This is a genomic window from Enterobacter cloacae complex sp. IR5450, from assembly GCF_049238665.1.
Taxonomy (GTDB): domain Bacteria; phylum Pseudomonadota; class Gammaproteobacteria; order Enterobacterales; family Enterobacteriaceae; genus Enterobacter; species Enterobacter hormaechei_C.
This window is the reverse complement of the sequence record NZ_JBMKIC010000008.1, coordinates 101,412-115,258: the sequence shown is the minus strand read 5'-3', so window position 1 is coordinate 115,258 and position 13,847 is coordinate 101,412. Positions and strand designations below refer to the sequence as shown.

Annotated in this window: 9 protein-coding genes; 7 read left to right on the top strand and 2 right to left on the bottom strand. The window is 55.9% G+C overall.

Features of this window, described 5'->3' with window-relative positions; translation table 11 throughout:
- Positions 1 to 28: 28 nt before the first annotated feature.
- On the bottom strand, positions 29 to 2,788 hold the full coding sequence (gene barA, locus ACOTYB_RS09270) for a two-component sensor histidine kinase BarA (RefSeq protein WP_003862726.1): 2,760 nt from the start codon (positions 2,786 to 2,788) through the stop codon (positions 29 to 31).
- A gap of 57 nt (positions 2,789 to 2,845) precedes the next feature.
- Here barA and rlmD point away from each other — a divergent pair, with 57 nt between their 5' ends.
- From rlmD to eno, 5 genes are all read left to right on the top strand, one after another.
- On the top strand, positions 2,846 to 4,144 hold the full coding sequence (rlmD, locus tag ACOTYB_RS09265; RefSeq protein WP_421765799.1) for a 23S rRNA (uracil(1939)-C(5))-methyltransferase RlmD: 1,299 nt from the start codon (positions 2,846 to 2,848) through the stop codon (positions 4,142 to 4,144).
- 51 nt (positions 4,145 to 4,195) lie between these two features.
- Positions 4,196 to 6,427 (top strand): GTP diphosphokinase, encoded by a 2,232-nt coding sequence (gene relA, locus ACOTYB_RS09260; protein WP_003862722.1) that lies wholly within the window; start codon positions 4,196 to 4,198, stop codon positions 6,425 to 6,427.
- 67 nt (positions 6,428 to 6,494) lie between these two features.
- Complete coding sequence (gene mazG / locus ACOTYB_RS09255) at positions 6,495 to 7,286, top strand: nucleoside triphosphate pyrophosphohydrolase (protein ID WP_003862720.1); 792 nt, start codon at positions 6,495 to 6,497, stop codon at positions 7,284 to 7,286.
- Positions 7,287 to 7,509: 223 nt separating this feature from the next.
- Positions 7,510 to 9,147, top strand: coding sequence for a glutamine hydrolyzing CTP synthase (gene pyrG, locus ACOTYB_RS09250; RefSeq protein ID WP_003862718.1), 1,638 nt, complete (start codon positions 7,510 to 7,512; stop codon positions 9,145 to 9,147).
- A gap of 82 nt (positions 9,148 to 9,229) precedes the next feature.
- Positions 9,230 to 10,528, top strand: coding sequence for a phosphopyruvate hydratase (gene eno, locus ACOTYB_RS09245; protein ID WP_006811784.1), 1,299 nt, complete (start codon positions 9,230 to 9,232; stop codon positions 10,526 to 10,528).
- Positions 10,529 to 10,580: 52 nt separating this feature from the next.
- Here the strand turns inward: eno and ACOTYB_RS09240 are convergent, their stop codons facing one another.
- Entirely contained in the window at positions 10,581 to 11,405 is an 825-nt protein-coding gene (locus tag ACOTYB_RS09240) for a MurR/RpiR family transcriptional regulator (protein ID WP_063944438.1), read from the bottom strand.
- Positions 11,406 to 11,572: 167 nt separating this feature from the next.
- Here ACOTYB_RS09240 and ACOTYB_RS09235 point away from each other — a divergent pair, with 167 nt between their 5' ends.
- A complete protein-coding gene (locus ACOTYB_RS09235; RefSeq protein WP_045343911.1) occupies positions 11,573 to 13,132 on the top strand; it encodes a PTS transporter subunit EIIC in 1,560 nt (519 codons plus the stop codon).
- Positions 13,132 to 13,839: an N-acetylmannosamine-6-phosphate 2-epimerase gene (locus ACOTYB_RS09230; protein ID WP_063979320.1), complete on the top strand. Its 708-nt coding sequence runs from the start codon at positions 13,132 to 13,134 to the stop codon at positions 13,837 to 13,839. Before ACOTYB_RS09235 ends, ACOTYB_RS09230 begins: the two co-directional genes overlap by 1 nt.
- Positions 13,840 to 13,847: the final 8 nt, after the last annotated feature.

Below are 13,847 nucleotides of genomic sequence, written 5' to 3'. Positions count from 1 at the left end.
GTAAGCGAAGCGCCACCGGGCTTTGGTCTTAGCTCCCCAACACCTTCATTGCTTCCCGCGTCACGTTGTCCATCTCGTCCAGCAGCTCCAGGAACTCCGGTTCGAGATCGGATTCTGGCGTACCCGCGCGGAGCTGCTGTTCAAGCAACTGGCAGAGATTTTTCAACCGCGGTACGCCGCTGTAGCCGCAGCTGCCATGCAGTTTATGAATGGCTTCCAGCAGTCCTTCGGGGTTTTCACCCACCAGCTGTTCTTCAACCTTGTTACGGATCTCAGGCAGGAAGTCCACCAGCATTTGCAGCATATCGCGGGCCAGATCGGGTTTGCCTGCCGCCTGGCGCAGCGCCAGTTGCCAGTCAAACGTGGCATTCTGGTTAACGCTGATCTCCGGCGATTCAGCTGTAATGGTGTATGTCCCGCCAATGTGCCCCGGCTTGTAGCGCAGCAGCAGGCTGTGCAGCTTCTCTTCGTCGATCGGTTTCGCCAGATAATCGTTCATACCCGCACCCAGCAGTTTCTCCTTTTGCCCCGCCATCGCGTGCGCCGTCACGGCAATCACCGGCGTCTGCTGCTGGTGCGGAAGCTGGCGAATCAACTCGCAGGCGCGGATGCCATCCATGCCCGGCATCTGAATATCCATCAGGATCAGGTCGAACTGCATCTGTTTGGCTTGTTCCACGGCTTCGGCGCCGCTGGTACACAGCTCAACGTGCTGAACCTGATCCTCAAGCAGCACGCCAATCAGCTTCAGGTTCGCCGGGTTATCGTCCACGGCCATCACCGTCATCGGCAGCTTATGTTCGTCGTTTTCCAGCGGCAGGGACTGATGCGTCAGACGGCAATATTCGGTCAACGCAGGTAACAGCCGTGTGGCGGTGAGGGGTTTCAGCAGACACGCCGCCGCTCCGTCGTTTTTCAGCTCTTCGGCGTTGATTTGGGCGTGGCACGGCAGCGCCAGCAGCAGGTAGTCCGTCATTGAGGCCGCCTTCGCCAGGCGTTCCTGCTGCATGGTCAGTTCTCCGGTAAACGTCACCGGAATCCCCAACAACAGGATATCGTAATGATCATTCGCCAGCGCGGAGAAGGTCGGGCTGTAGATGACCTCCAGCGGCGTGCTGCTTAATACATCCAGCGTACACTGCGCCGCCGCGGCGTTCGGTTCCACATAGGCCAGACGCATCCCTTTGAGGCAGCCGGTGACCGGGCCGTCGGTCTGCACGTTCGGGTTAAGATCAAGGTTGATATGGAACCAGAAGGTTGAGCCCCGGTTAGGCTGGCTGTGGAAGGAGATATCGCCTCCCATCTCTTTCACCAGCTTTTGGGTGATCACCAGCCCCAGGCCCGTTCCGCCGTGACGACGGGAAATGCTCGCATCGGCCTGGCGGAAAGCCTGGAACAGACGCGTCTGATCGCGCTCCGGAATACCAATGCCGGTATCCCGGATCTGCACTTCAATCTGGACTTTGTTATTACTGAGCGCCCTTTTTTCGACCAGAATGTCGATGTTGCCGCTCTCGGTGAACTTAATCGCGTTGCCCACCAGATTGGTAATGACCTGTTGCAGGCGCAGCGGGTCGCCAATGACGTTATCCGGCACATCATTTTTAATATTGAGCGTCAGTTCCAGACCCTTATCATGCGATGAGTGGGCAAGAAGCGTGACCACGTCATCCAGCGTGCTGCGCAGCGGGAAGGGAATACTCTCCAGAATCAGCTTGCCCGCTTCCAGCTTCGAGAAGTCCAGTACGTCGTTAATAATGGTCAGCAGGTTGTTGGCTGAGCGTTCAATGGTATGCAGATGGTCACGCTGGGTCGGGTTCAGCTCGCTTTTGAGCGTCAGACGGGTGAAGCCAATCACCCCGTTCAGCGGCGTGCGCAGCTCGTGCGACATGTTCGCCAGGAACTCAGACTTAATACGTGCCGCCTCCTGCGCACGTTTTTTCGCCAGATCCAGCTCCACGTTCTGGATCTCCATCTGCTCCAGAGTTTCGCGCAGGTCAGAGGTGGCCTGGTCAACGTTGTGCTGCATCTCTTCGTGATAAGCCGCCAGCGACATCGCCATTGAGTTGATGCCGTTTTTCAGCATATCCAGCTCGCCGAGCATAAAGCCTTCCACGCGGCTGTCGAGCTGACCCCGGCGGATCCGGTCAACGGTATTCACCATGTTGCGGATAGGCCCCGTGACGTCGCGCATCAGTCGCCAGCCGAAGATCAGCGCGATGCCAATACAGAACAGCATCATCACGCCGGAGATGAAAATTTCTTTGTACTGCTGGAGCCGCACCGACTTGAGATCCAGCTCCAGCGCCACATATCCAAGCATATTATTGCTGGACTTCGCATCGGACTGGGCAGATTCGTCGGGTGAATAGCTTTCGGAGATAATCGGCGTGCGCAGGATCATGATATCGCCTCGCCGCAACACCGTAAGATGACGCGGGAAGGGGGTACCATCCGGGATTTTCAGCGACGTGGGATCCAGATGGAAATTCGAGGTGACGAACAGACGGTTATGCTCATCATAAACGGAAATGGCGCGTACGATCTCTGAATGACGGCGGTGCAATACGCTGATTAACTGACCAATGGATTCACGGTTTTGCAGGTTCATGCCGTACTCGCTGGAGACGGCCAGCGGTTCGATAATACTGGCCCCGGCATCTTCAAGCTGTCTCTGCAAATCGTTATAGCGATGCACCACAAAGAAAATGCTCAGCAGCAAACCGATGAGAACGGTAGGAGCGAGGATCAAAATCATCATGCGCGCGCGCAGGCTGTAGTTGGTCATGGAGTTCCGTTATGGGACAATCAGGCTAATTATGTTTATTTGAGAACAATCTCGGCGATGGCGCAATTCTACTCTGCAAAACGACGCGTGACGACGCGTCAGATCATAACTGTTGAAGCCTCTGACCTCGATCCTTTTGGACAGGGGGTGGCGCGTCACAAGGGTAAAACACTGTTTATCACAGGTTTGCTGCCAGGAGAACGTGCAGATATTACGCTGACGGAAGACAAACGTCAGTATGCGCGCGGTCAGGTCAAGCGCCGTCTTAATGATAGCCCGGAGCGCGTGACGCCTCGCTGCCCCCATTTTGGCGTCTGCGGTGGCTGCCAGCAACAGCATGCCAGCACTGAATTACAGCAAAAAAGTAAAAGCAGCGCGCTGGCCCGCCTGGTCGGGCACGACGTGAATGACATCATTGCCGATCGGCCCTGGGGCTACCGTCGCCGCGCTCGCCTGAGCCTCAGCTACCAGCCCAAAACCGAGCGGCTGGAGATGGGGTTTCGCAAAGCCGGCTCCAGCGATATCGTCTCTGTCACGCAGTGCCCTGTTTTGGTGCTCCATCTTGAGGCATTGCTCCCGGACGTGCACCACTGTCTTGCATCGCTGGATGGCGTGCGTTCGCTCGGCCATGTCGAACTGGTGTTGGCCAACAGTGCCCCGCTGATGGTGCTGCGCCACACCGCGCCGCTGTCAAAGGCGGATCGCGAAAAACTGGAACGCTTTTCGCATTCTCATGAGCTTGCGCTTTTCCTCGCGCCGCAAAGCGAGATACTTGAGCAGGTCAGCGGAGAAGCGCCCTGGTATGCGTCAGACGGGCTACGCTTAACGTTCAGCCCGCGGGATTTTATCCAGGTCAACGACGGCGTGAACCAGCAGATGGTGGCGAACGCGCTGGAATGGCTCGACGTACAGCCCACTGACCGGGTGCTCGATCTGTTCTGCGGCATGGGGAACTTTACCCTGCCGCTGGCCCGCAGAGCAGCAAGCGTGGTCGGAGTGGAAGGCGTTGAGGCGCTGGTGGCGAAAGGCCAGGAGAACGCCCAACAGAACGGTTTGCAAAATGTGACTTTCTTTCATCAAAATCTTGAGGATGATGTCACTCAGCAACCGTGGGCTAAGCAGGGCTTTGATAAGATCCTGCTCGATCCGGCGCGCGCAGGTGCGCCAGGCGTGATGCAGCATATAATTAAACTCGCGCCTGAACGCGTGGTCTATGTTTCCTGTAACCCGGCGACGCTTGCCCGTGACAGCGAAGCATTATTGAGCGGGGGTTACCAGATTCGGCGTCTGGCAATGCTGGACATGTTCCCGCACACTGGTCATCTGGAATCGATGGTGTTGTTCGAGCACATCTAATGAGTTTGGCTTGTCGACTTCGACAGGCCCTTGTCCCTAAAGGAGAGGACGATGGTTGCGGTAAGAAGTGCACATTTAAATAAAGCTGGTGAGTTTGACCCTCAAAAATGGATCGCAAGTCTGGGGATTTCCAGCCAGCAGTCGTGTGAACGCTTAACCGAAACCTGGGCCTATTGTTTACGCACAACGCAGGGGCATCCGGACGCTGAACTGCTGTTGTGGCGCGGCGTGGAGATGGTTGAAATTCTCTCCATGCTGAACATGGACATCGAAACGCTACAGGCCGCACTGCTGTTCCCCCTGGCGGACGCCGACGTGGTGACGGAAGACGTCCTGCGTGAAAGCGTCGGCCAGTCCGTCGTGGCGCTCATCCACGGCGTGCGTGATATGGCAGCCATTCGTCAGCTTAAAGCCGCGCAAACTGACTCTGTCTCTTCCGAGCAGGTGGATAACGTTCGTCGTATGCTGCTGGCGATGGTAGATGATTTCCGCTGCGTGGTGATCAAGCTGGCCGAACGGGTTGCCCATCTGCGTGAAGTAAAGGATGCGCCGGAAGACGAGCGCGTCCTGGCCGCCAAAGAGTGTACGAATATCTATGCGCCGCTGGCGAACCGTCTGGGTATCGGGCAACTGAAGTGGGAGCTGGAAGATTACTGCTTCCGCTACCTGCATCCGGCGGAATACAAACGCATTGCAAAATTGCTGCACGAACGCCGCATTGACCGCGAGCACTATATCGAGGAATTTGTCAGCGGGCTGCGCCAGTCGATGAAAGAGGAGAATGTGCGCGCCGAGGTCTACGGGCGTCCAAAGCACATCTACAGCATCTGGCGCAAAATGCAGAAGAAACACCTCGCCTTTGACGAGCTGTTTGACGTGCGCGCGGTGCGTATCGTGGCGGAGCGTCTTCAGGACTGCTATGCCGCGCTGGGGATAGTGCATACTCACTTCCGCCATCTGCCGGATGAGTTCGATGACTACGTCGCGAACCCGAAACCAAACGGCTACCAGTCTATTCATACCGTGGTGCTCGGCCCTGGCGGCAAAACGGTGGAAATTCAGATCCGTACCAAACAGATGCACGAAGACGCCGAGCTGGGCGTGGCGGCGCACTGGAAATACAAAGAGGGTACCTCCGGCGGCGGTCGCTCCGGTCACGAGGACCGTATCGCCTGGCTGCGTAAGCTGATTGCGTGGCAGGAAGAGATGGCCGACTCCGGCGAAATGCTCGACGAAGTGCGCAGTCAGGTCTTCGACGATCGCGTCTACGTCTTTACCCCGAAAGGGGACGTGGTTGATTTGCCGGCTGGCTCCACGCCGCTCGATTTCGCCTACCACATCCACAGCGATGTGGGGCACCGTTGCATCGGGGCGAAGATCGGCGGACGTATCGTACCGTTTACCTACCAGCTCCAGATGGGCGATCAGATTGAAATCATCACCCAGAAGCAGCCAAACCCAAGCCGCGACTGGCTGAACCCGAACCTCGGTTACGTTACCACCAGCCGTGGGCGCTCAAAAATTCACGCATGGTTCCGCAAGCAGGATCGTGACAAGAACATCCTTGCCGGTCGCCAGATCCTGGACGACGAGCTGGAACATATTGGCATTAGCCTGAAAGAAGCGGAGAAGTTCCTGCTGCCGCGCTACAACTTCAACGAGCTCGACGAACTGTTAGCGGCGATTGGCGGCGGTGATATCCGCCTGAACCAGATGGTGAACTTCCTGCAAGCGCAGTTCAACAAGCCAAGCGCGGCAGAGCAGGATGCGGCAGCCCTGAAACAGCTCCAGCAGAAAACCTATGCTCCGCAGCAGCGCAGCAAGGACAATGGCCGCGTAGTGGTTGAAGGGGTGGGTAACCTGATGCACCACATTGCCCGCTGCTGCCAGCCGATCCCGGGAGATGATATTGTCGGCTTTATCACCCAGGGGCGCGGGATCTCGATTCACCGCTCCGACTGCGACCAGCTTGCAGAGCTGCAATCGCATGCGCCGGAACGTATCGTGGAAGCCGTCTGGGGGGAGAGCTACTCGGCGGGTTACTCGCTGGTGGTGCGCGTCACTGCCAACGACCGCAGCGGCCTGCTGCGCGACATCACCACCATTCTCGCCAACGAGAAGGTCAACGTGCTGGGCGTTGCCAGCCGCAGCGATACCCGCGAGCAGCTTGCCACCATCGATATGACCATCGAAATCTATAACCTTCAGGTGCTGGGCCGCGTACTCGGCAAACTGAACCAGGTGCCGGATGTGATTGACGCGCGTCGTCTGCACGGCGGCTAAACATCCTCTTCTGTAGGCCGGGTAAGGCAACGCCGCCACCCGGCTCAGGCATTTAATGGAATCTGTTATGACTCAAATCGACCGCCTGCTCGGCATCATGAAACGCCTGCGCGACCCGGAAAACGGCTGCCCGTGGGATAAAGAGCAGACTTTCGCCACCATTGCGCCTTACACGCTGGAAGAGACCTACGAAGTGCTGGACGCCATTTCACGCGAGGATTTCGACGATCTGCGCGGTGAGCTGGGCGACCTGCTGTTCCAGGTGGTGTTCTACGCGCAGATGGCGCAGGAAGAGGGGCGCTTTAACTTTGACGATATCTGCGCCGCTATCAGCGACAAGCTGGAGCGTCGTCATCCGCATATCTTTGGTGATGCCTCCGCAGGCAACAGTGCGGAAGTGCTGGCGCGCTGGGAGCAGATAAAAAGCGCTGAACGCGCTGAAAAATCCCAGCACTCGGCGCTGGACGACATTCCCCTGAACCTTCCCGCGCTGATGCGCGCGCACAAAATTCAAAAGCGCTGCTCGGCGGTAGGGTTTGACTGGACCTCTCTCGGCCCGGTGCTGGAAAAAGTACACGAAGAGATCGACGAAGTGATGCATGAAGCGCAGCAGGCCGTTGTGGATGAAGCAAAGCTGGAAGAGGAGATGGGCGATCTGCTGTTTGCAACCGTCAACCTTTCACGCCACCTCGGTGTAAAAGCGGAAACCGCCCTGCAAAAAGCGAACATTAAATTCGAACGACGCTTTCGCGAAGTTGAGCGGATTGTGGCCTCGCGCGGCCTGGAAATGAGCGGGATTGACCTCGACGCGATGGAAGAAGTCTGGCAGGAAGTAAAACGCCAGGAACATGATCTCTAACGAGATTTTGCGATCAAGCGCAATTTGTGTGATTTTTTAAATGACAAGCGCTTGATTTGCGTCAAAAACATTTACCCAAAAGGGGCTATTTTCTCACTCCTTATGTTTGTCATGGCCTGGAATGGAGACGGAGAATGAAAGTTTGTGGCGCTCGTCGTGTTCGGGTATACTACTTTCCCGTCCTGGTTATTCCATCGTTTCACCCTAACTTCTCAGGTTCAGCATGACAACGAACTATATTTTTGTGACCGGCGGGGTCGTATCCTCTCTGGGTAAAGGCATTGCCGCAGCCTCCCTCGCAGCCATTCTTGAAGCCCGTGGCCTCAATGTGACCATGATGAAACTGGATCCGTACATCAACGTCGATCCTGGCACCATGAGCCCAACCCAACACGGGGAAGTGTTCGTTACTGAAGACGGCGCTGAAACCGATCTGGATCTTGGCCACTACGAGCGTTTCATCCGTACCAAAATGACCCGTCGTAACAACTTTACGACTGGCCGTATCTACTCTGACGTTCTGCGTAAAGAGCGCCGTGGTGACTACCTGGGCGCGACCGTGCAGGTCATCCCACACATCACTAACGCCATCAAAGAGCGTGTCCTTGCCGGTGGCGAAGGGCATGACGTTGTGCTGGTTGAAATCGGCGGTACCGTGGGGGATATCGAATCCCTGCCGTTCCTCGAAGCGATTCGTCAGCTGGCGGTAGATATTGGTCGTGAGCACGCGCTGTTCATGCACCTGACGCTGGTGCCTTACATGGCGGCAGCAGGTGAAGTGAAAACCAAACCGACTCAGCACTCTGTTAAAGAGCTGCTCTCCATCGGTATTCAGCCTGACATCCTGGTTTGCCGTTCCGATCGCGCGATTCCGGCGAACGAACGTGCGAAAATTGCATTGTTCTGTAACGTGCCTGAAAAAGCCGTTATTTCAATGAAAGATGTCGATTCCATTTATAAAATCCCGGGCCTGTTGAAATCACAGGGTCTGGACGATTATATTTGTAAACGATTCAGCTTGAACTGTCCGGAAGCTAACCTGTCTGAATGGGAGCAGGTGATTTACGAAGAAGCCAATCCGGGCGGCGAAGTGACTATCGGTATGGTCGGCAAGTACATCGAACTGCCAGATGCCTATAAGTCAGTTATCGAAGCGCTGAAACACGGTGGTCTGAAGAATCGCGTCTCTGTGAACATCAAGCTGATTGATTCGCAGGATGTGGAGACGCGCGGCGTCGAAATTCTCAAAGATCTGGATGCGATTCTCATCCCTGGCGGCTTCGGCTACCGTGGTGTTGAAGGCAAGATCGCCACTGCACGCTATGCGCGTGAAAACAATATTCCATACCTCGGTATCTGCCTGGGTATGCAGGTTGCGCTGATTGAATTTGCGCGCAACGTAGCGGGAATGGAAAACGCGAACTCTACGGAATTTGTGCCAGACTGTAAGTACCCTGTTGTGGCGCTGATTACGGAATGGCGCGACGAAGACGGTAACGTCGAAGTCCGTACCGAGAAGAGCGATCTGGGTGGCACCATGCGTCTTGGCGCACAGGCCTGCCAGCTGTCCGACGATAGCGTGGTACGCAAGCTGTACGGCGAGCCGGTCATCACCGAGCGCCATCGTCACCGCTATGAAGTCAACAACATGTTGTTGAAACAAATCGAAGCTGCGGGTCTGCGTGTTGCGGGCCGTTCCGGGGATGATCAGTTAGTCGAGATCATCGAAGTGCCTAACCATCCGTGGTTCGTGGCCTGCCAATTCCACCCGGAATTTACTTCAACGCCGCGTGACGGGCATCCGCTGTTTGCAGGCTTCGTGAAAGCCGCCAGCGAGTACCAGAAGCGTCAGGCGAAGTAAAAAAAGTTAGAACGGCAACGCGTACCTTTGGTACGCGTTGTTTGTCTGGAGTTTTAGTTTAACTTGTACTGAGGAAAATCTAATGTCCAAAATCGTTAAAGTCATCGGTCGTGAAATCATCGACTCCCGTGGTAACCCGACCGTTGAAGCTGAAGTTCATCTGGAAGGTGGTTTCGTCGGTATGGCAGCGGCTCCATCAGGTGCTTCTACAGGTTCCCGCGAAGCGCTGGAACTGCGTGATGGCGACAAATCCCGTTTCATGGGCAAAGGCGTACTGAAAGCGGTTGGCGCTGTTAACGGTCCTATTGCTCAGGCTATCGTTGGCAAAGATGCTAAAGATCAGGCTGGCATCGACAAGATCATGATCGATCTGGACGGTACTGAAAACAAATCTAACTTCGGTGCGAACGCAATCCTGGCGGTTTCCCTGGCGAACGCCAAAGCGGCAGCAGCAGCTAAAGGCATGCCACTGTTCGAGCACATCGCTGAACTGAACGGCACCCCAGGCAAATACTCTATGCCTGTACCAATGATGAACATCATCAACGGTGGTGAGCACGCAGACAACAACGTTGATATTCAGGAATTCATGATTCAGCCAGTTGGCGCGAAAACCCTGAAAGAAGCGGTACGTATGGGTTCTGAAGTGTTCCACAACCTGGCTAAAGTTCTGAAAGCTAAAGGTATGAACACGGCTGTTGGTGACGAAGGCGGCTACGCGCCAAACCTGGGTTCTAACGCAGAAGCACTGGCTGTTATCGCTGAAGCGGTTAAAGCAGCAGGCTACGAGCTGGGCAAAGACATCACCCTGGCGATGGACTGCGCAGCATCTGAATTCTACAAAGACGGTAAATACGTTCTGGCTGGCGAAGGCAACAAAGCGTTCACCTCTGAAGAGTTCACCCACTTCCTGGAAGACCTGACCAAACAGTACCCAATCGTTTCTATCGAAGACGGTCTGGACGAGTCTGACTGGGATGGTTTCGCATACCAGACCAAAGTACTGGGCGACAAAATCCAGCTGGTTGGTGACGATCTGTTCGTAACCAACACCAAGATCCTGAAAGAAGGCATCGAGAAAGGCATCGTTAACTCCATCCTGATCAAATTCAACCAGATCGGTTCTCTGACCGAAACGCTGGCTGCGATCAAAATGGCGAAAGACGCTGGCTACACCGCGGTTATCTCTCACCGTTCTGGCGAAACTGAAGACGCTACCATCGCTGACCTGGCTGTGGGTACCGCTGCTGGCCAGATCAAAACCGGTTCTATGAGCCGTTCTGACCGTGTTGCTAAATACAACCAGCTGATTCGTATCGAAGAAGCGCTGGGCGAAAAAGCACCTTACAACGGTCGTAAAGAGATCAAAGGCCAGGCATAAGCCTGAACCTTCGTTCTTATGAAAAAACCCGCTTCGGCGGGTTTTTTGTTTTCTATAGCAGAAGCGGCAACGTGGCGCTTGCCGTTTGCTGGCTGACGTCACCGTAACGGCTGTCTACTGCAATAAGGGAAGTGGTTAACAGTTCAACCAGCAGCATCACGCCAACCTTGGCATTGAGCGCACCCGCGCTCAGCGGTCCCTCGGGTTTGGCTGCAACCAGCTGTAAATCGCTCAGGGAGGCCAGCGGGCTGCGGGGCGTATTGCTGAGCGCCAGTACCTTAACGCCCCTCTTGCGGGCGAGTTTCACCACGTGAAGCAGATCCCGTGTAGAGCCGGAACTTGAGATGGCCACCACCAGCGTCTCTTTCGAGAGCGTTGCCGCATTCATGGCCGCGCGATGCATATCGCTAAACAGCTGCGCGGGTTTGCCCAGCCGCAGGAGCTTGTAATGCAGATATTCCCCGAGTATCGCGCTGGCGGCCACCCCGTAAATTTGCACTGACTGCGCCTGATGCAGGGCCAGTGTCGCCTGTTCAAGTTGGGCCCGGTCGAGGAGTTTTGCGGTATCTTGCAGCGCCTGGACAGACTCATCCACCACGTTATCTATTGCATCTCCTGCCTGACGCTCAGGCAAACCCTGCTGAATATCCAGCGCAAGCGCCATTTTAAATTCGTTATACCCCTTACAGCCCAGCGTGCGGCAAAGGCGTGTGACGCTGGCCTCGCTGGTGCCGCTTTCACGCGCCAGCTCGGTGATCGTCAGGTAGAGCACCCTGGCAGGATCGTTGAGAACAAACTCCCCCAGTTTTTGTTGCGTTGGGCTGTACCCGGAAGCCTCCTGGCGTAGCTTCAGCAGCAGGTTTTCATGGTCCGACATGCTAGATCCTTAATGCGTTTCTCTGCCAACTAGTGTGGCGGAAAGCGGGGGAGAGATGCCAGTCATTTCGAAAAAGTATGATCGGTGTCCTGGTTTTTTGATGGTAATTTTCACAATTAAAAATATATGTGGTAAAAATTTTCATCAATAACCAGGGGGATAAAAAAATGATGCAAATGTTCAGCGGAGCGTCTTCCGGCGGATGGTTTGAAAAAGCGCAGCGCTTCGGCAAATCCTTTATGTTACCCATCGCCATACTGCCCGCAGCAGGTCTGTTGCTGGGGATCGGCGGGGCGCTATCGAATCCAAATACGCTTACCGCGTATCCATTTTTAGACGTTGGCTGGCTACAGGCCATCTTTACCATCATGAGCAGCGCAGGCTCGATTGTGTTTGCAAACCTGTCGGTACTGTTTGCTGTTGGGGTCGCCGTTGGGCTGGCGAAAAATGATAAAGGCACGGCAGGGCTGGCGGCGTTGCTCGCTTATCTGGTGATGAATGCCACTATCAATGCGCTGCTGATCCTGACCGGAAAACTGGCGCATGAGAACCCGGGCGCCGCAGGGCAGGGCATGACGCTGGGTATTCAGACGCTTGAAACGGGCGTGTTTGGTGGGGTAGTTATTGGGCTGGTGACCTGCGCACTGCATCATCGATTTAATAAAATCGCGCTTCCGCAATTCCTGGGCTTTTTTGGCGGCTCACGCTTCGTTCCCATTATCAGCTCGCTGGCGGCGATACTCGTCGGCGCGCTGATGACCGTGGTCTGGCCGCATTTTCAGAAGCTGATCTTTGGCCTCGGCGGGCTGGTGGATGCCACCGGCTATCTGGGGACTTTGCTGTACGGCTTCATCCTGCGCATGCTTGGCCCGTTTGGTTTGCACCACATCTTCTATCTTCCGTTCTGGACCACCGCGCTTGGCGGCAGTGAAATTGTTAACGGTCACCTGGTTGAGGGCACGCAGCGGATCTTCTTCGCCCAGCTCGCCGACCCGAACACGCAGCATTTCTATGAGGGCACGTCGCGCTTCATGTCCGGGCGCTTTATTACCATGATGTTTGGCCTGCTGGGCGCCTGCCTTGCGATGTACCACACGGCCAGGCCGGAGAATAAGAAGCGCGTCGCCGGGCTGCTGCTTTCTGCGGCGTTAACCTCATTCCTGACGGGAATTACCGAGCCCATAGAGTTCTCATTCCTGTTTATTGCCCCGGTGCTGTACGTCATTCATGCGCTGTTTGACGGGCTGGCGTTCATGCTCGCGCACATTCTGCACATCACCATCGGACAAACTTTCTCCGGCGGGTTTATTGATTTCGTGCTGTTCGGCATTTTGCAGGGGGAAGCGAAAACTAACTGGATGTTCGTCCCGCTGGTGGGCGTACCGTGGTTCTTCCTTTACTACTGTACCTTCCGCTATCTGATCAAACGTTTTGATTTTGCCACGCCGGGCCGTGAAAAGGAGGCGTTGGCTGACGAGGCTACCCTGCCGCAAAGCGAGCGCGCCGCGGCGGTGATCGCCGGGCTGGGAGGAAAAGACAATCTGGATGACGTTGACTGCTGCGCCACGCGCCTTCGCGTCACGGTGAAAGACGGTAGCAAAGTCAATGAATCTGCACTGAAAGCGACCGGCGCGCGCGGCGTCATCGTGCGCGGTAACGGGGTTCAGGTCATCTATGGCCCGCACGTCACCATTATCAAAAACGAAGTGGAAGAGATCTTATCGTAATGAAAACTGTACTGGATAACCTGAAAGGAAAACTGGTCGTCTCCTGCCAGGCGCTGGAAAACGAACCGCTGCACAGCCCGTTTATTATGTCGCGAATGGCGCTGGCGGCGGCCCAGGGCGGTGCCGCTGCGATCCGCGCCAATAGCGTGGTGGATATCGTGGCTATCAAAGGGCTGGTCTCACTGCCGGTCATCGGCATCATCAAACGAGACTATCCGGACAGCGAGGTGTTCATCACCGCGACGCTCAAAGAAGTGGATGAGCTGATGGCGGTCGCCCCGGAGATCGTTGCGCTGGATGCGACCGCCCGAAAACGGCCCGGTGGCGTATCGCTGGACATGCTGATCGCGCAGATCCGCACCCGTTACCCGTCGCTGCTGCTGATGGCGGATATTGCCACCGTGCAGGAGGCCGTGACCGCGCAGGCGCTGGGATTTGATTGTGTCGGAACCACCCTTTACGGTTATACGGCGGAGACCGCGGGCCATTCGCTACCGGAAAATGACTGCGCGTTTTTGAAAGAGGTGCTGTCTGCCGTCACGATCCCCGTGATTGCCGAAGGTAACGTGAATACCCCCGATCGCGCGGCCAGGTGTCTGGCGCTGGGGGCGCACACAGTTGTCGTCGGCGGGGCGATCACCCGACCGCAGCAAATTACGGAACGGTTTATGGCGGCAATTGGCGCGCAAAGCACCGATGGAGCATGATCATCTGA